The following is a 17,953-nucleotide window of genomic DNA, read 5'->3' as shown; positions in this document are numbered from 1 at the left end:
CAAGTTTCAACTTTCCGGGCAATGTTTTCGATGGACAGAAGCAATTAGCAGCCTTCTCGGAGGGACTTATTTTAGGCGCGCCGCAATAAAATGCCGGAAACTTTGAAGCGCTATTTCCGCATCCTCCAGATGCCACAGGCCTGTAAAACGGATAGGTTAGTGGTTATGAATAGTCCTGCTCTTTCGCGCTATCGCATCGATCTGGATACGGGGTGCCGTCAGTTCGTGCATGTACCCAGCCTACTGCGAGAGGGCGCGACGGAAGTTTTTGCGGTCTCCGATCGGCGTCGGGTTCTCTTGCCGCTAAGCGACGGAGTCAGTGTAGGCCCGGAAATAGTGGCCTCCCGCTTCCACGTTTCCGCTCCTTTCGGGACGGGAAGCCTCTACCGTCTTTCTAGCGGTGAGCGGCAGTTTTTAGGACAAATACAGTCCTGGGACGAACGTTACCAAACAGGCAAAGCTTGGTACCTGGGCAGAAGCGGTGCCACCAGCCGAGTTGCCCTGTTTATTAATGACCATGAACTGGCAGGACTTGCTGAACACACGGAAACATCTCTACGACTAATTCCCTTGCGTCAAGTGGGAGCCTTTTTAAACGGTCAAGATGCGGCCATTGCTACCCACGCGACTTGTCTGGGACTGTGGCACTTAGATACCAACTATTGCTCGCGTTGCGCCACCCGGCTTGAAATCGCGGCCGCCGGTTGGGAACTTCACTGTCCCCGGTGCGGTGAAATTATTTATCCCCGTCAAGACCCTTCCGTAATCGTTGCCATAAATGATGAGGCCGACCGGTTGCTGCTGGCACACAACTCGGCATGGGAAGCTAACTTCTATTCGGTTATTGCTGGCTACGTAGAAGCCGGGGAATCTTTAGAGGGCGCAGTTCACCGGGAAGTTGGGGAAGAAGTGGGACTGGAAGTCGATGAAGTTCGCTATCTAACCTCTCAACCTTGGCCTTACCCGCGTTCGTTGATGTTGGGGTTTTCTGCTCGCTCACGCATCCCCTATTTTATTTTGGATGAAACCGAGATCGATCGCGCGTTGTGGGTAACTCGCGCAGAATTCATGGAGTTAGTGGCCAGTAGGCAAATCAGTCCTCCCGGGCCGTCCACAATCGCCTCCAACTTGATTGAAAACTGGTTGGGCTCACCAATTGTTCGTCCCCAAGACAACTACCTATAAGCTGATTGACGTGGAGCAGGCAGAAGAACTCTTAAAACATTTAGACCCTGATCAGGCAAAAGCTGCCCGGGCTTTGCGCGGCCCAGTATGTATTAGGGCGGGTGCGGGCACCGGTAAAACTCGAGCGATTACCTATCGTATCGCCTATGGGGTGCGAACCGGGGTCTATAACCCCTATTCGGTTTTAGCCGTGACTTTCACGGTGCGGGCAGCCGCAGAAATGGGGTCACGTTTGCGGCTACTAGGAGTGCAGGGCGTGCAAGCGCGCACTTTCCACTCGGCGGCTTTGCGCCAGCTCAGGTATTTTTGGCCCACTGCCATCGGTGGGCAGTTACCAAAACTAATAGAGAATAAATCTTCACTGGTAGGCGCGGTAGCTGCCCGGCTGGGGCTCCCTAAAGAGCGGGCGGCAGTGCGTGATTATTGCGCAGCGATCGAAATGGCCGCGGTGAGTATGGTCAGTCCTGAAGAATATGGAAAATGGGTAAAAAGTACCGGGACGCAGCCACCGGCGGGGATTTCCACTTACGATATGGCTGATATTTTGCGCGGATATAGTGAGGCCAAGAGAGAGCGATCCGTTATAGATTTTGAAGACGTACTGGCTTTGACCAGTGGAATGATTGAGGAACGTCCTGATATTGCCCAGCAGATCCGCTCCCAATATCGCTTCTTCGTGGTCGATGAGTATCAGGACATTTCACCCCTGCAAAAACACCTGTTAGAGCTGTGGCTGGGAGAGTCGAACCGTGATCTTTGTGTAGTGGGGGACGCTGCCCAAACCATTTATTCTTTTGCCGGTGCCACTCCGGAATATTTAGTGAACTTTGCCCAGGAATATCCCGGTGCCCATACGGTTACGCTTTCTCGAGATTACCGCTCGACTCCGCAGATTGTATCCTTGGCGAACGGACTGGTTAATCGAGATAAGCAAACCAAAAAACAGGCAGTAAAGCTTACCTCGATGCGCGATTCTGGTAGTGCGGTACACTTCGATCGCTATCCAGATGATGAGGCAGAGGCGGCAGCCATTGCAAAAATGATTAAGGAACGAATCGAAGCGGGCATTCCTGCTAGCGATATTGCGGTTCTGTTTCGTACCAATGCCCAGTCCAGCATGTTTGAAGCAGCTTTGGCACATAGAGATGTGAAATATTGTGTGCGCGGCGCAGAAGGATTCTTTAAACGCCCCGAAGTTTCCGCCCTCCTAAAACAGGCAAGTGTGATTGCCCGCCGCGGGGCGCAAGGCAACCTCGGAGAAATCGTGGCGGAATTAGCTCGACCCCTCGGGTGGACGCAGCAGGCTCCTGAGGCTCAGGGGGCAATCCTTGATCGTTGGGAGGCGTTAAATACTCTGGTCGCGCAGGCGCAGCTCAAAGAGGCAGCGGGATTATCGCTGGCCTCCCTGGTACAGGAATGGCAGGAACTTGCCCAGGCGCAGCTTGACCCTTCTGGCGGGGGAGTCACCTTGGCGTCTATTCATTCCGCCAAAGGCCTAGAGTGGAAAACTGTTTTCCTGGCGGGAGCCAGCGAGGGGCTGCTGCCGATCACCCAAGCGAAATCAGGAAAAGAACTGGCAGAAGAACGCCGCCTGTCCTATGTAGCGGTAACTAGGGCGCGCGATGAACTATATGTTAGTTACGCGGAAAAACGTTCTCTAGACCGTAAGGCTACCCGCGCCTGTTCCCGGTTTTTCTCTCCAGTATGGCCGCGGGAAGAAACCGCGATGAAAACCGTGCGTACCCCCAGCACGCGCAAAGATACTAAGCGATTCTTAAATGAGGCCAGTCAGGAAGAGCAAGAACGCTTTGAACGTTTGCGCCAGTGGAGATTACTAGTCTCGCAAGGACAGGGGAAACCGGCTTATACCGTGTTTTCGGATACCACTTTGCGTGATATTGCCATTGCCAAGCCGCAAACCCTAAAACAGTTGTCACTGCTTAGAGGGATCGGTCCGGTCAAATTAGAACAGTTCGGGGCGGACGTTTTAAGAATTTTACGAGGGACGAATCCCGACCAGGTTGCTCACCAGCAGCTGCAAAATCTGTCTGACTAGTCCCGCACGCAACCGCACTGGGGGTGGGGTTGCCATTGTCTAACCTGAGGCAGAGGATCGGCGAGATTGAAAATCCAAGATGCTCCGGTTAGAGATAGCGGCAGCCCAGATAGATAGTTCAAGATTTCTCGCACCGCAAAAGCGCTGGCATATTCGGATAGAGCAGTGTCGGCCATTACCGGGCCAGCGCAGGCTAATTGGGCAGCTATCCGCGGCCACTCCGGATCGATATCTCGTTTGGACAAATGCTGACAGTGTAGGCAACAGGTAGTCCCGGGAATAAACAAAGGGCCAACTTCAATCTCGGTTTCCCGTTTGATAATCGGCAAGTGGGGGACTCCTCTGTTAATGCAGGCCCTCGCCCAGGCGGGATTAGTAAGGTAGGAACTGATGGCAACTTCAATGGTTACCGCTTTATTAGGCAGCTGCTTGTTAACTCCCAAGACTAAGGGAGCCACATCTTGACGTATAGCTCCTAAATAGTCATCTTTATAAACGCACAGATCACGGGTTTTTACCTTGCTTTGATCGCGAAGAATCAGCGAATGAATCCCGCATGCTACCAGTTTTCGAGTCAGGGTAATTCCTAAAGGTCCCAGGCCGCTGACTCCCACTAATGCCTGCTTGCGGCTCTTGATCGTGCTATCTGAGCCGTAGAGGTGGAAGGCGCAAGCACAATCGCCATCTGGCACCTGATGCTTGGCAACGAGACCTCCATCTTTAAGTATTTGCAGAATGTCCTTGATTTCCTGCTTGTTTTCTGGAAAGCGGCGTTCTAAATGGGAGTTGTACCAACTTTGTTTCTCAAAAAGCCACTTGAGAATGGCGATATGCACCGGGCTGAGTCCCTTAACTAAGAAGCCGTTGCGTTCTCCAGTGCCAAATTGTGCCTGACCGCCGGAACGAAGCAGCATTACCGAGCCGTTAATCAATCTCATGCTTCCAGCATTCCAGAAGGAAAAAGGGCGACGCTAGAGTGGGTTAAAAACTGTGGATATTTTATTATTAATCTCTATTTAGCTGTGCCTGCCGATGGGGAATCGTTTTCATCATCCCTATCTGTGCGGCCAGAATCCTCATCATTTTGATCCCCAGCGGATCCCTTTGATTCGTTTTCTGAGGCGTGATTGCCGCCTACCAGTTGATCGCCCTGGGAATCCACCTCGGGGGTTAGCCCTTGTGCCCATCCCAACGTACCAGAAAGTAAAGAATCTAAATCTTGATCTACCTGGTCTTTTTCTGGTTCCTCCCCGCTTTGGCTCATGAAGCTCTCGGGATCGGTTAGATCTTGCAGAGTTGGAATCATATCTGGATGTGACCAAACTTGATCGCGCTGGCGCATTCCTTGTTCATTTAGCAACCGTGACCACAGTGAGGCCGCTTGCCGGGAGTACTTAGGTCTCAGCTCCATTCCGATAAGCGGTTTTAAGACTTTCTCGATCGGGGAGGTAGTTGCACGCCGCCTGCGCAGCAATTCCCGTAACTGGATGACGTGGGCGAGGTTAGGCATACAGGCTCGCGTGGAGACCTCGTCAACCCACCCTTCAATCAGTGCCAAGACGGTCTGCAAATCCTCCATAGCTTGCCGCTGGGTTGCGGTTTCTTCAGAGGCAAAAATATCTACCGGCAGACCCAGCCCCAAATTGGCGGGATCAAAGTTCCCCAATGGGAGGCCGATTAAGCCTTCTTGCTCTCCCATTTGTTCTTGCAGGCGATCTTGTAAATCCCGCACTGACCGGTCGATAGCTTCCGGATCGATCCGAATTTCTTGCGCATACCGGGCAAGCAGCCGCGACAACTTGTGGCGTAGCCAGGGAACAGAATGGAAAAGGCGCGCGTGGGCGGCCTCGCGTACCGCCAGATATTGGCCGACCTCTTCCTCGGTAATCTCTAAATCCTGGGCAAAATTCGTGATATTTACCGGCACCAGCCCCATGATTTTTTCCTTCGCCAAGGGAATGCCGATATCGGTAGAGCCAAAAGCAACTTGCGCTATCTGTCCCATGGCTTGTCCAATCTGGACTGCAAATAACCCGGCTGCCAGGTTCTTTAGCAGTGAATCGGGATCCATAGGGCCGATAATTTGTCCGATCCCCGGAATTGCTGCCGAAGCTTTCATCTCTTCGGTATCAATTCCTTGCCGCTCAAATTGTTCCGCAATGGCCTCAGTAAAGGCGCGCACTACATTGGCAATCACCGGTTCGGTCAGGCGCTGCCAAGCGGGGACAGTGGCTTGAATCCATTCTCGAGGCGTCCACGCCACCCGTTCACTAGCGGTCGGGCTCAAGGTAGTGACCGTGTCTAGCCATAAGTCTGCAACCGACAGCTGTTCGCGTACCTTCTGCGCCTGAGCTGCGCTAGTGGGAGTAAAACTGGGGAGACGGGAAGCTGCTACTTCCACCGCCGCATCCCAATTCACGGCTTCCTTGCGAGGGGCAAAGAAATGTTTCAGCTGGCTTGCCCCGAAGCTGGATCCGCTGGGGAAAGGAAAGGGCATCGCGGTGCCGGCGAGCTTTTCGGGGTCGATTCCATTTGCTTGAAGCTGCTGGAAAGCGTCCTCAGCGGCCTCTTCTCCCAGCATTTTCTTGAGGATTTGGAACCATTCTGGTCGCTGCTCCTGGCCATTAGCTTCGCTCAAGTGCTGCCCACCCCCTAAAATAGACTACGTTCTTAAGATTATCGGTATTGTGAGTTGGGGACTAGGCACGCGAGAGAGTTTCGCCTTGGGCAAAGCCGATTTTAAACTTCGGGAAGGAGGAAGAGTGAAGAGTAAACGCTCTGATAAGTCGCGCCGGCAAGGACGCATTGGAAAAGCCATGATGGCGCTGTCGGTTATCGGATTCTTGATTCTTGGCGTTGCCATTCGCGCGCCCTACGTAATTGAATCTCCCGGCCCAACTTTCAACGTTCTTGGCACTCAGTCTGGCCACGGGCAAATCATTAAAGTTGCAGGCGCTAAAACCTATCCCACCAAAGGACAGTTACGGATGGTAACCGTCTCCCTGCGCGGAGGGCCGGGAACCCACGTTACCTATGCGGAAGTCCTGCTGGCGAAAATGCGATCAGATAGCGAAGTGTTACCCGAATCTGCGGTTTATCCCGCGGGGGCAACTGCCAAACAAGTACAGCAGGTTTCTCAGGCACAAATGGAAGATTCCCAACTGAGCGCAAAAGTAGCGGCGCTTAGCGAGTTAGGCTACCAAGTTCCAGCCAAGTTTAAAGTTACCGGAGTGGGGGAGGACTCCGATTTTCAGGGGAAACTTAAAGAGAACGATATTTTGCAGGAGGTTACCTTTCGCGGGAAGACTCAGGCATTGAATCAAGCGAGTATGCTTTTCGATATTTTGGAGGACGCAGCGCCGGGAACTACCCTCGATTTTAAGGTTCAGCGTGCGGGGAAGAATCTCTCGATTAGTGGGAAAACCCGCAAACCTACCGATGGTCGCAATGGTTCCCAACTAGGTATCTATCTAGATCCCCAAGCAAAACTGCCGGTAGATATTAAAATCGCTCTCCAGGAAGTGGGGGGCCCCTCAGCGGGAACTATGTTTGCGCTGGGAATAATTGACCGGATGACCGCTAAGTCTTTGACCGGCGGCAAAGAGATTTCTGGTACCGGCGCGATTGCCTATGGGGGACAGGTGCTGGCAATTTCGGGAATTCCCCAAAAAATGGCAGGCGCTAAAGAGGACGGTGCTCACTGGTTTTTGTTGCCGCAAGCCAATTGCGATCAGGTAAAACCGATAGCAGGAATCCGGGCGGTACCGGTACAAGATCTACAGCAGGCACGGGAGGTTAGCGAGCAAATCGCAGCCAATAATTTTAAGAATCTGCCGCGCTGCCCGGCTGGCTAACTAGCTGCGCTAGTTCGGCATCACTAACTAACATCGCTTTTAATACTTCCAGCAGTTCCGGAACGATGTTATCGCCTTGTGCCACCATGTCGTCACTGTCTTCGCTGCGTGCCCTAGAAGCGCACCAGGTATTTCCATCGCGGGTAGCGGCGGCTACGATCCGCACATCTTGGCGGCTAGGATGCGCTAGTAAGAACTTCTCCCGCTCCTTCGGGTCTTGAGGCGCTTCGGCATCGGCTTGGGGGGAAACCAAAAAACGTTCCATCGCGACAGCCACTCCCGCCACGTCCTCGCCAAAAACTAGATGCCCGAGAGTATCCATTAGATCTGCAGGAAGGTGGTCTTGAAGAACCGCGGTTAAGTGCTGCGGATTTTCAGATAGGGCGGCTCGTAGTTGCTTAGCCTGAGCCCCATCCATTTCCGCCTCTAGTTGCGGAAAAATATCCTTGGTGGGTACCAGCGCAAAGAGGCTCGGAGATTGATCCCATCCCAGCTGAGCTACCTCTTTTTCTAGGGAGGAAACCGCTAAGCGCAGGGATAGTTGCGCGGAAGATAGATCCGATGAAGTGTCCATGTTGCTATGTTGCCATCTTATCCAAGGTAGCGGCTAGTCCACTTTCCTGGGGTGAGTAATAACCGCAAACGTGAAAGAATGCGTTAAGGAAAATGTTGAGCAGAACCCGGAGGGGCTCGTGAGTAACGATTTATTTGGAAATCTTGGCTTCAGTGGCGGCAAAGGCGGTGGCTTTCCCGGCTTTCCCGGTGGATTTGGAGCCGGTAAAGACGGCGGAAACGGTCGCGGCGGCTCTGGAGGAGCCGGTGGCAATGGAAATAGGCCATTACCGAAAATAAAGTTCAAAAAACCGGGGCCTCTTGGTATCGCTATCGGCGTAATCGTAGCGCTAGTGGTGTTACTACTGGTGGCTTCGGCCGTGTGGACCGAGGTTTTGTGGTTCCGCCAAACTGGGTATTTGCGGGTACTGCTTACCCAGTGGATTGCCGCTGGGGGAATGTTTATAGTGGCTTTCCTGATTGCATGGGCAATTTTGGCAGTCAACTTGCATGTTGCCTACCGTAACCGTCCGGAAATGGGAACCATTGCTTCATCTATTCGGTCATATCGTTCCACTATTACCCGCCATCACCGTGGTATTTTCTTAGGGATTCCGGCCTTGATTGCCCTATTCCTGGCAACCGGGATGGCTGCTAGTTGGCGGCAAGTGCTGGTGGCGTTCACCGGCGGTTCTTTCGGGAAGAAAGATCCCCAATTCGGTTTTGATATTTCTTTCTTTGTCTTCCGTCTGCCGCTAATCGATATGGCGGTCACCTTTTTGCTGACTCTGCTAGGTGTTTCGCTAGTTGCCTGTCTGATTTGTTACTACCTATTGGGGGCAATGACGGTAACTCCCAAAGCTAAAGCTACTCGCGGTGCCCGTATTCATATGGGTGTTTTGCTGGCGATCTCTTCGGTGATGGTGGGGATAACTTATGTCATTGACCGCTGGACTATGGTTTATGGGCAAAACTCGCCGACCGATGGAGCTATGTATACCGATGTACATGCGATTATTCCGGCACGTACGATTTTGGCAGTTATCGCTTTGATTGTGGCGGCACTGTTTGTGTTCGCCGCCTTCAGGGGTGGCTGGTATCTGCCGGCCGCGGGCATTGCAGTAACCGTGGTATCTGCCCTGGTGATTGGGGCGGGATATCCGTTTATTATCCAACAGTTCCGGGTTCGCCCCAACGAGCGGGAGCTGGAAAGCCAATATATCGACCGTAATATCAAAGCCACTTTGGATGCCTTCGGGATGAAGGATCTGGATTTGATTTCCTACGACCAGGTCACCAATGAAACCAGCGCTAACCAGCTGCGTCAGGATGCTGACTCTACTCAGCAGATCCGGCTTTTAGATCCGGAAATTATTTCCCCGGCGGTACGGCAGATGAAACAGTCGCGCCCTTACTACTCTTTCCCAGATCAGTTTGCGGTTGACCGTTACAACTTCCCGGATAAAGACGGAAAAATGGAAAAGCGTGACACCGTGATTGCGGTACGCGATATTAACTTGAACGGGTTGGCGCAGTCTCAACGCAACTGGGTAAATGACCACACGGTTTACACTCACGGTTTCGGGGTAGTAGCCGCCTACGGTAACCAGGTGACCTCCGAAGGGTTGCCTTCCTATTGGGAATCCTCGCTCTCCGATAAAGAGTCGGGGGACATCGGTGATTACGAGAAACGGATCTACTTCTCGCAAGCCTCTCCCGAATACTCAATTGTAGGCGCGCCCAAGGGAGCGGATCCTAAAGAGTTGGATTACCAAGACGCAAAGAATAATAAACAGGTTTACACCACTTTCGATGGTGACGGCGGGCCTCAGGTTGGAAACTTCCTAAATAAGGTGCTCTATGCATTGAAATTCCGCTCAACAGATCTGTTCTTCTCTGACCAGATCAACAGCGAATCGCAGATTCTTTATGACCGGGATCCGGCTACGCGGGTGGCCAAAGTTGCCCCCTACCTCACTTTGGATTCTCGGGCATATCCTGCGATCGTGAATATGGATGGCAAGAAAGGCGAGAAGAAACGGCTGGTGTGGATTGTGGATGCCTACACCACCACTGATTCTTATCCGTATTCTCAGCATATTAACCTCACGGATGCTACCGCCGATACGGCGACTGCGAGAACTGCCCAGTTCGCGGTGCAAAATAACGTGAACTACATGCGTAACTCGGTAAAGGCTGTGGTGGATGCCTATGACGGTTCGGTACAGCTATATCAGTGGGATAAAGAAGATCCGATCCTGAAAGCGTGGCAAAAGATTTATCCCGGTCAGATTAAGCCGCTATCGGAGATTAGCGGGGATTTGATGAGTCACTTGCGTTACCCGGAGGATTACTTCAAAGCCCAGCGCTCTTTGCTAGCTAACTATCACGTGACTAATCCTTCAGAGTTCTACACCGGTGGTGACCAGTGGAAACTATCTGAAGACCCCACGGCAACTTCTCGTGACCTGGAGGGCTCTGGCAAACTGCAGCCGCCCTATTACCTAACGATGAAGATGCCCACCGGTAAAAACACCGATCAGGGGAGTGCCGAGTTCTCCCTGACTTCCGTGTTTATCCCGGGTGGTGAAGGCCGGCGCGCCGCCATGGCGGGCTTCCTGGCTGTCGATTCTGAAACCGGTAACGAGAAAGGCAAGGTGCGCGAAGGCTACGGCAAGATGCGGCTTTTGGCTTTGCCTTCCGACACTACCGTTCCCGGCCCCGGGCAGGTACAAAACACCTTCAACTCCGATCCGGAAGTTAACCGGGAACTGAACCTGCAGGATCAGCAAGGTTCTAGAGTTATCCGCGGCAACCTACTGACTTTGCCAGTAGGGGGCGGTCTGCTCTATGTGCAGCCGGTCTATGTGCAATCCACCGGTACCACCCAATATCCGCAGCTAAGAAGCGTATTGGTTGGCTTCGGTGACAAAGTCGGGTTCGCGCCTACCTTGAAAGAAGCCCTAGATCAGGTATTCGGGGGAGATTCTGGAGCGGTTACTGCCTCCAATGACGGTAATAAGAAAGCTCCGGCAGCGAAAGGTAAAGCGGGAGAAGCAACTGCTAAGGCTCCCAGTGCGCAAGAGAAGCTGAACACGGCGTTGCAAGATGCCAAGAAAGCGATGGCGGAAGCAGATAGCGCCATGAAAGCTGGGGACTGGACGAAGTATGGTGAAGCCCAAAAGTCTCTAAATGACGCGATTTCTCGGGCAGTCTCTGCTCAAGAAGAGGGCGCCAAGACCGCGAAGTAACCGTTAACAGCGCAAGCGTCATAGCTTAGGGGGCTAGGTCGCCAGGTAAAACTGGCAGCATAGCCCCCTAAACATTGGGCGGTAGTAGCTTGCAGTCGCGCTTAGTTAGCGGCAGCTACCTCATGCTAGTTTCCTCCTACACCAAAATCTTGAAGATCTGGGAGGAAGGATCGATCTCTTGCACCTGCAAAGGAGAGGCCGCCATGCGTCGGCGCAGCCCCTTAATATCACTGGGATCTGGAAGTTCAATCCCGACCAGCGCCGGACCGGTATCCCGATTGTTCTTCTTGGTGTACTGGAAATAAATGATGTCCTCACCGTCACTGAGCACGTCATTTAGGAATGAGCGCAAAGCCCCCGGTTCCTGGTTGAAAGTCACCAGGAAATAGTGGCGTAGACCTTCGTAACGCCCGGAACGCTCGGTTACTTCCGCATATCGCGACAGGTCATTATTACCGCCAGAGACCAGGCAAACCACCGAGCCATTGGGGATTTGGGGCAAGAAGTTGCGTGCCGCTGCTGACGCTAAGGCTCCGGCAGGTTCGGCAATAACGCCCTCGGAATGGTAGAGGTCGAGCATCTCGGTACAAACTGCGCCCTCAGGCACCACCACAATGTCATCGACTAAATCCCGCACTACCTGGTAGGTCAAATCTCCAGCTCTACCCACGGCGGTGCCATCTACGAAAGAATCTACCCGATCTAGGGAAACCGGATTTCCGGCTTCAAGAGCCGCTTTCATTGAGGCTGCCCCTTGAGATTCCACTCCCACAATCCGGATACCCGGGCGGTGGGCTTTGAGCCAAGTTGCCATTCCAGCGATTAAACCGCCGCCTCCCACCGGAATCAAAATCATATCGGTATCTTCTGGCAGCTGGGAATCCAAATCCACTGCAATACTGCCCTGACCAGCAATTGTATAGGGGTCATCGTAGGGGTGCACATATACTTTGCCCCCATCTTTAGCTGCGGCTGCCGCCACCCGGTTAGCTTCATCAAAGTCCCCGGCCACGATCACCGGCTCTACCCATTTGCCCCCGATAGTGGCAATCCGTTTGCGTTTTTGCCGCGGAGTGGAGGCCGGCAAGAAAATCGTGCCTTGTATTCCCAAATGTGCACAGGCATAGGCAACTCCTTGGGCATGGTTACCAGCCGAAGCGCAAACTGCCCCGGCCGCCCGCTCCTCCTCATCCATAGCTGCCATGCGCACATAGGCGCCCCGCACTTTAAAAGAGCGGCAAATCTGCAGATCTTCGCGCTTTAAATAAACCGGTCGGCCCACCTCTGCGCTGAGCCGATCACTTTTTTGCAGCGGAGTTTTCGTAGCTACCTTGGCTAGTACTCCGGCAGCTACCTCTATATCTCTCGCAGTAACTGTGCTCATCATGCCTCCTGTAATCGATCGTTAATAACCTATCGAGATTTACTTCGCCCGTGCCGTTAGCTTTCGCTATCTGGCATCAAAGTCTGGATGGATTAGGCTAAAGGTATGACTAATAACCTGAAAGATCCTTTAGTGTGGATCGATTGCGAAATGACCGGACTCGATTTAGATAAAGATTGCCTGATAGAAGTGGCAGTGATTATCACCGATGGGCAAACTAATATCGTGGACGAGGGGATCGATCTGCTGATTAAGCCGACAGCTGCTGCCTTAGAAAATATGGGGGATTTTGTGCGCGACATGCACACTAAGTCCGGTTTGTTAGCGGAATTAGAAACTCCGGCGGCGCTAGACCTAGCAGATGCCGAGAAACAGGTTTTGGACTATATTAAGCGTTTCGTGCCCGGAAAGGGACAGGCATTGTTAGCGGGGAATTCGGTAGGCACCGATAAACAGTTCCTGGAAAAAGAAATGCCACAGGTAATCTCTCATTTACATTACCGGCTAGTGGATGTTTCTTCGGTAAAAGAACTGGCGAAACGCTGGTATCCGCGCGCTTTTTATCATGCACCTGAAAAACATGGGGGACACCGCGCCCTCGCCGATATTCGCGAGTCTATCCAGGAGCTGCGTTATTACCGTAAGGTGCTTTGGCCGGCCGGGGAAGGGCCATCCAGTGAAGAATGTGAAGCGGCAGCGAAAGATATTCTGGCGCAAGGATTGGGCAATCAGCGCCCCCGACAGGAATCGAACCTGCAACCTCGGGATTAGAAGGCCCTTGCTCTATCCTTTGAGCTACGGGGGCTGGCTGTTCCTTTAGTTTATCTAGAAATCTCCCGGGTGCTAATTCCTTGTCCCCAAGCTAGGTAATCCTCTTTTTTCCTGGTGGCAATGATTTCTTTCTAGAAAATATCGTTACTGCTTTGCAACATGGTGAGGTAACCAACACTAGGAGGAATCATGAGCAAAGCAAATATAGAGGTTACTTTTACCGGCTGGGTAGCAACCGCGCCCACTTTTCATCGTCCCGACCCGACTAAACCCGACAAGGCGCTATGTACTTTCCGGGTGATGCACACCCCGTATTCGCGCGACAATCAAGGAAACTGGCAAAAAGGCGAGTCGCTCGCGGTTAGGGTGAAAGTTTGGGGGTGGGGCGCGCATTATGTGTCTCGCTCTATTCGGGTGGGGGATCCGATTATTGTTTGTGGGCGGTTGATCCGCTCTAAATGGCAGGATAAAGAGCAAGTTACCCACTATGGGTTAGAGCTAACTGCTTCTTCTTTAGGGCATGACCTGACTATGGGGGAGTCTAACTTTGTGCGGATGATAGGTGCACTACCAAAACGGGGAAGTTTTGCTACCCCAAGTAAGGAAGGGGAGGGCTCCCTGGCAGATCCCGAGGGCGAGTTTGAGAGCGCTGGGACAACAGAGCCCGTGGGAACACAAGCAACAGGGGCAGAACCTGCGGGAATAAAAGCGGCACCAGCCGCTGGCGATCAGGTTGTTGCTGATCCTTCCACCGGAGAAATTCTCGAGGAGGAGGCAAAAAATACCCGCGGGAGCAACCCGCCCGCACCCTCGGAAGCAGCAGGAGCGGAAAACGTTCTGGACCCGGAAGGGGAATATATTCTAGAAAATACTTTTAGCGGAGAGGCCGCCTAGTCGCGCGGGGGTTCGCTTTGCGTTTTTAACTCCACTATTCTGGGTATTAGAACAATACCGTCTGGCAGAAAGTGGCAGCAGTGGCAGAATTCATTTACCAAATGATCCACACCCGCAAATCTTTAGGCGACAAGGTCATTTTGGACGATGTGACTATGGCTTTCCTTCCGGGAGCCAAAATCGGCATGGTTGGTCCTAACGGCGCCGGTAAATCTTCGATCCTCAAAATTATGGCGGGTCTGGATGAGCCATCCAATGGGGAGGCCAGGCTAACTCCTGGCTATACCGTAGGGATCTTGATGCAAGAGCCCGAATTGGATGACGATCTCACGGTTAAAGAAAACGTGGAGCAAGGAGTAGGGCCGTTAAAGGCCAAACTCGATCGCTTCAATGAGATCTCCGCGCAGATGGCGGATCCGGATGCCGATTTTGATGCCCTAATGGAAGAAATGGGTACCCTACAGACCGAGATTGACGCTGCCGATGGCTGGGATGTTGATTCTCAACTAGAACAGGCAATGGATGCCCTGCGCTGCCCGCCCCCGGAAACTCCGGTGTCGGTGCTTTCGGGCGGGGAGCGTCGCCGAGTTGCCCTCTGTCAGTTGCTACTAAAAGCTCCTGACCTGCTGCTACTTGATGAACCTACTAACCATTTGGATGCCGAATCCATCCTGTGGCTAGAAAAGCATCTGCACTCTTATAAGGGAGCAGTAATTGCGATTACCCACGACCGTTACTTCCTAGATCACGTGGCGGAATGGATCGCGGAAGTCGACCGCGGGCGTTTGTATCCTTACGAAGGTAACTATTCGACCTATCTGGAAAAGAAGCGCGAACGCCTGGAAATCCAGGGGCGCAAGGATGCGAAACTAGCGAAGCGCCTAAAAGAAGAACTGCAGTGGGTGCGTTCTTCGGCGAAAGGGCGACAAGCGAAATCCAAGGCACGTTTGCAGCGTTATGAAGAGATGCAGGCAGAGGCAAAGCGCACCAAGAAACTGGACTTTGAAGAGATTCAGATTCCGCCAGGGCCGCGCCTGGGAACCGTGGTGTTGCGCGCCGAGAACCTGTGTAAAGGTTTTGGGGATCGTGAACTGATCAAGGATCTGTCTTTCAGTCTGCCTCCGAACGGAATCGTGGGGATTATTGGCCCGAACGGAGTTGGGAAAACCACTTTGTTCAAAACGATTGTGGGGTTAGAGGAACTCGATTCGGGAACTCTAGATATCGGGGAAACCGTAAAAGTCAGTTATGTGGATCAGAACCGTGCGGGGATTGATCCGGATAAGACCTTGTGGGAAGTGGTTTCGGATGGTCTGGACTTCTTGGACGTGGGGGGAGTGACGATTCCTTCACGCGCCTATGTGGCCTCGTTTGGTTTTAAAGGCCCTGATCAGCAAAAACCGGCTGGGGTGCTTTCTGGTGGGGAGCGCAACCGTTTGAACTTGGCGCTTACCCTAAAGCAAGGCGGAAACCTGCTGCTTCTCGACGAGCCGACCAACGACCTGGATGTGGAGACTTTGGCTAGCCTGGAAAATGCGCTGCTAGAGTTCCCAGGTTGCGCAGTGGTAATTACTCACGATCGCTGGTTCCTCGACCGAGTAGCTACTCATATCTTAGCCTGGGAGGGGACCGAAGAGAATCCCGCCAACTGGTATTGGTTCGAGGGTAACTTCGAGTCCTACGAAAAGAATAAGGTTGACCGCCTGGGGGCGGAGGCTGCCCGGCCGCATCGGGTAACTCACCGCCGTCTGCGTCGCTCTTAACGGATATAACACCGCCAATAAAACAGCTACAAGAACAGGGATAGCAAATGAGCGAGAGCCAAGATCAGTTGCGAGAACTGGCGTGCGCCTATGGAGTCGCGATTGACTACTGGGATTATTCCGGGATTCACCGCATAGTTTCCGATGAAACACTGCGAGCAGTCCTCAAGGCGATGGATATTGACGCCGATACGCCTGCGCAAGTGGCGGCCTCGCTAAAAATGGTTGAGGAGCGTCCCTGGCGGCGAGTACTTCCCGAATGCATCGTTACTCGCAACGATGACAACTATTGGGTACGGGTACACGTTCCGCATGGCAAAGCGGTAACCGTAACTATGCATTTTGAGGAGGGCGGGTCTTGGGATTTGCCCCAACTGGATGTGCTAGTGGCGCCCCGGGAAATCAATGGAGTGCTAACCGGGGAAGCAACTTTCAATATTCCTCCGGGGCAGCCTTTGGGCTGGCATCGCTTAACCGCACAGGTCGAGGGGGATGAACGTCCCTATACCTGCCCGGTAGCAGTCACGCCCGCGCGTCTGGGGATGCCTAATTTGCGTGATGGGCGTGCCTGGGGAGCAATGAGTCAGTTCTATGCCAATCCTTCGCGGGATTCTTGGGGAATTGGGGATGCGGCAGATTTGGCTACTATCTGTAAGTGGGTCGCCTCCAAGGGGGCGGACTTCTTACTGATTAACCCGGTACACGCTTCCCAAGTGACTTCACCCTTGGAAAATTCTCCCTATTTGCCGTGTTCGCGGCGTTTTTGGAATCCCATTTATATTCGCCCCGATGCGATTGCGGAATACCAAGAACTTTCTGATAAGAAGCGTAAAAAAATTGCGGAGTTGCGGGAAGAGGCGCAGTCTTCGCTTAGCGAATCGATGCCAGCAGATCATCCGGGAGTTTCCGGCTCGGGCGCGCACTTCTTCAGCGGTGATTTAATCAAACGCGATCCCGTCTGGAAGCAGAAACTGGCCGCCCTCGAGATTATTTATGAGGTTCCGCGCTCAAAGGAGCGAGAAGCCGACTACCAGCAGTTTTTAGAGGAACAAGGACCAGCCTTGGAACAGTTTGCCACCTGGTGTGCCTTAACCGAAAAATACGGTTTAGAGCTGCCTGAAAAGTGGCAAACCCCAGATGCTGCCCAGTTTGAAAAATGCGGAGGAAAGCTACTGCAGCGGCGCGAATTCTTCAAATGGTTGCAATGGCTTTGCTACCGGCAGCTGCGCCAGGCGCAACAAGTGGCTTTGGATGCGGGCATGAAGATCGGGGTCATGCACGATCTGGCGGTGGGGGTACACCAGTTGGGCGCCGACCACTGGAGTGACCCGGAAGTTTATGCGCAGGGGATCTCGGTGGGAGCACCCGCCGATATGTATAACCAGTTGGGACAGAACTGGACACAGCCCCCTTGGCGCCCAGATCGCCTGGAACAGCAAGCCTACGAGCCCCTGCGCCGCACGGTAGCGGCGGCCGCGAAAATGGGCGGTGCGCTGCGTATCGACCATATTATGGGGCTGCTGCGTCTATGGTGGATTCCCGAAGGGATGCTCCCCAAAGATGGCACTTATGTGCGCTATAACCATCAAGCGATGGTGGGGGTACTGCTGCTTGAAGCTTACCGGAATAATCTGGTGGTAGTCGGCGAAGATTTGGGTACGGTAGAGCCTTGGGTACGAGAATACCTGCGTTATCGGGGTATCTTGGGCACCGGAGTGCTGTTCTTTGAGTTCGATTCTCCCGACCATTTGGTGCCTCCGCAGGATTACCGACGCGAACAACTGGCGGCGGTTAATACCCACGATATGCCGCCGGTAGCTGGCTATCTCACCGGTGAGGATCTGCGAATACGGGAAGCTTTGGATCTTTTGGATTCTTCTCGCGAAGATGCGGAAGCTAACCAGGAACGAGTTTTTGGGGCGGTACGTCGAGCGCTGATTGAACATGCGGGTCTAGCAGAAGATGAACGCGATATGGGAGAGATTATTCGCGCCCTCTACCGTTATGTGGCGGCTACCCCTGCGCAGCTGGTGGTGTTGACCTTGGCGGATGCGGTACAAGGACAGCTAACCGAGAATCAGCCCGGTACCGAATATGAATACCCGAATTGGTGTGTGCCGTTGCGTGACCAAGAGGGTAACGCTAGGTTCTTAGAGGACGTTACCACTGATCAGTTCGCTAATCAGCTTCTGGAGATGCTAGAGAAAGCAGTACACCCCGTATAGGGAATTCTGCGCCCTCAA

General features: G+C 53.1%; 12 protein-coding genes and 1 tRNA gene. 8 read left to right on the top strand and 5 right to left on the bottom strand.

Annotated elements, in window-relative coordinates; all coding sequences use genetic code 11:
• Window positions 1-165 precede the first annotated feature (165 nt).
• Window positions 166-1,185: an NAD(+) diphosphatase gene (nudC, locus tag ACZ5BI_RS05150; RefSeq protein WP_238128193.1), complete on the top strand. Its 1,020-nt coding sequence runs from the start codon at window positions 166-168 to the stop codon at window positions 1,183-1,185.
• Complete coding sequence (locus tag ACZ5BI_RS05145; protein WP_464895778.1) at window positions 1,133-3,241, top strand: ATP-dependent DNA helicase UvrD2; 2,109 nt, start codon at window positions 1,133-1,135, stop codon at window positions 3,239-3,241. The genes nudC and ACZ5BI_RS05145 overlap by 53 nt, the downstream gene beginning before the upstream one ends.
• Here ACZ5BI_RS05145 and ACZ5BI_RS05140 read toward each other — a convergent pair.
• Together ACZ5BI_RS05140 and ACZ5BI_RS05135 are read right to left on the bottom strand one after the other, a co-directional pair.
• The gene (locus tag ACZ5BI_RS05140; RefSeq protein ID WP_316099313.1) at window positions 3,238-4,179 is read right to left on the bottom strand and encodes a hypothetical protein; all 942 of its coding nucleotides are present in this window, start codon (window positions 4,177-4,179) and stop codon (window positions 3,238-3,240) included. The two genes, ACZ5BI_RS05145 and ACZ5BI_RS05140, sit on opposite strands and share 4 nt — an antisense overlap.
• 74 nt (window positions 4,180-4,253) lie before the next feature.
• On the bottom strand, window positions 4,254-5,879 hold the full coding sequence (locus tag ACZ5BI_RS05135) for a zinc-dependent metalloprotease (RefSeq protein WP_464895777.1): 1,626 nt from the start codon (window positions 5,877-5,879) through the stop codon (window positions 4,254-4,256).
• 124 nt (window positions 5,880-6,003) lie between these two features.
• Here ACZ5BI_RS05135 and ACZ5BI_RS05130 point away from each other — a divergent pair, with 124 nt between their 5' ends.
• Window positions 6,004-7,095 carry a YlbL family protein gene (locus tag ACZ5BI_RS05130; RefSeq protein WP_464895776.1) on the top strand — a complete coding sequence of 364 codons (1,092 nt, stop codon included), beginning with the start codon at window positions 6,004-6,006 and terminating at the stop codon, window positions 7,093-7,095.
• Here the strand turns inward: ACZ5BI_RS05130 and ACZ5BI_RS05125 are convergent.
• Window positions 7,064-7,669, bottom strand: a complete 606-nt coding sequence (locus ACZ5BI_RS05125; RefSeq protein WP_464895775.1) for a PPA1309 family protein — start codon at window positions 7,667-7,669, stop codon at window positions 7,064-7,066. The two genes, ACZ5BI_RS05130 and ACZ5BI_RS05125, sit on opposite strands and share 32 nt — an antisense overlap.
• 118 nt (window positions 7,670-7,787) lie before the next feature.
• Here ACZ5BI_RS05125 and ACZ5BI_RS05120 point away from each other — a divergent pair, with 118 nt between their 5' ends.
• Entirely contained in the window at window positions 7,788-10,898 is a 3,111-nt protein-coding gene (locus ACZ5BI_RS05120; RefSeq protein ID WP_464895774.1) for a UPF0182 family membrane protein, read from the top strand.
• Window positions 10,899-11,034: 136 nt separating this feature from the next.
• Here the strand turns inward: ACZ5BI_RS05120 and ilvA are convergent, their stop codons facing one another.
• Window positions 11,035-12,285 carry a threonine ammonia-lyase IlvA gene (gene ilvA, locus ACZ5BI_RS05115; RefSeq protein WP_464895773.1) on the bottom strand — a complete coding sequence of 417 codons (1,251 nt, stop codon included), beginning with the start codon at window positions 12,283-12,285 and terminating at the stop codon, window positions 11,035-11,037.
• Between the two features lie 102 nt (window positions 12,286-12,387).
• Here ilvA and orn point away from each other — a divergent pair, with 102 nt between their 5' ends.
• Entirely contained in the window at window positions 12,388-13,053 is a 666-nt protein-coding gene (gene orn / locus ACZ5BI_RS05110; RefSeq protein ID WP_316098720.1) for an oligoribonuclease, read from the top strand.
• On the opposite strand, the gene ACZ5BI_RS05105 is transcribed toward orn, so the two are convergent.
• Window positions 13,015-13,087, bottom strand: a tRNA-Arg gene (locus ACZ5BI_RS05105). The genes orn and ACZ5BI_RS05105 overlap by 39 nt on opposite strands.
• Window positions 13,088-13,242: 155 nt before the next feature.
• Between ACZ5BI_RS05105 and ACZ5BI_RS05100 the strand changes: the two genes are divergently transcribed.
• From ACZ5BI_RS05100 to malQ, 3 genes are all read left to right on the top strand, one after another.
• Window positions 13,243-13,947 (top strand): single-stranded DNA-binding protein, encoded by a 705-nt coding sequence (locus ACZ5BI_RS05100; protein ID WP_316098715.1) that lies wholly within the window; start codon window positions 13,243-13,245, stop codon window positions 13,945-13,947.
• Between the two features lie 80 nt (window positions 13,948-14,027).
• A complete protein-coding gene (gene ettA / locus ACZ5BI_RS05095) occupies window positions 14,028-15,710 on the top strand; it encodes an energy-dependent translational throttle protein EttA (RefSeq protein ID WP_412585392.1) in 1,683 nt (560 codons plus the stop codon).
• A 47-nt stretch (window positions 15,711-15,757) separates the two neighbouring features.
• The gene (gene malQ, locus ACZ5BI_RS05090; RefSeq protein WP_464895772.1) at window positions 15,758-17,935 is read left to right on the top strand and encodes a 4-alpha-glucanotransferase; all 2,178 of its coding nucleotides are present in this window, start codon (window positions 15,758-15,760) and stop codon (window positions 17,933-17,935) included.
• Window positions 17,936-17,953 lie beyond the last annotated feature (18 nt).

The sequence above is a fragment of the Varibaculum sp. GTC20041 genome (assembly GCF_055387755.1).
The sequence above is the reverse complement of the archived record's forward strand: the minus strand, read 5'-3'. Positions and strand labels throughout refer to the sequence as shown.

Coding starts and splice junctions, on each gene's coding strand:
- orn (WP_316098720.1), top strand. CDS start 12,388: ATGACTAATAACCTGAAAGATCCTTTAGTGTGGATCGATTGCGAAATG.
- ilvA (WP_464895773.1), bottom strand. CDS start 12,285: ATGATGAGCACAGTTACTGCGAGAGATATAGAGGTAGCTGCCGGAGTA.
- nudC (WP_238128193.1), top strand. CDS start 166: ATGAATAGTCCTGCTCTTTCGCGCTATCGCATCGATCTGGATACGGGG.
- ACZ5BI_RS05100 (WP_316098715.1), top strand. CDS start 13,243: ATGAGCAAAGCAAATATAGAGGTTACTTTTACCGGCTGGGTAGCAACC.
- ACZ5BI_RS05125 (WP_464895775.1), bottom strand. CDS start 7,669: ATGGACACTTCATCGGATCTATCTTCCGCGCAACTATCCCTGCGCTTA.
- malQ (WP_464895772.1), top strand. CDS start 15,758: ATGAGCGAGAGCCAAGATCAGTTGCGAGAACTGGCGTGCGCCTATGGA.
- ACZ5BI_RS05140 (WP_316099313.1), bottom strand. CDS start 4,179: ATGAGATTGATTAACGGCTCGGTAATGCTGCTTCGTTCCGGCGGTCAG.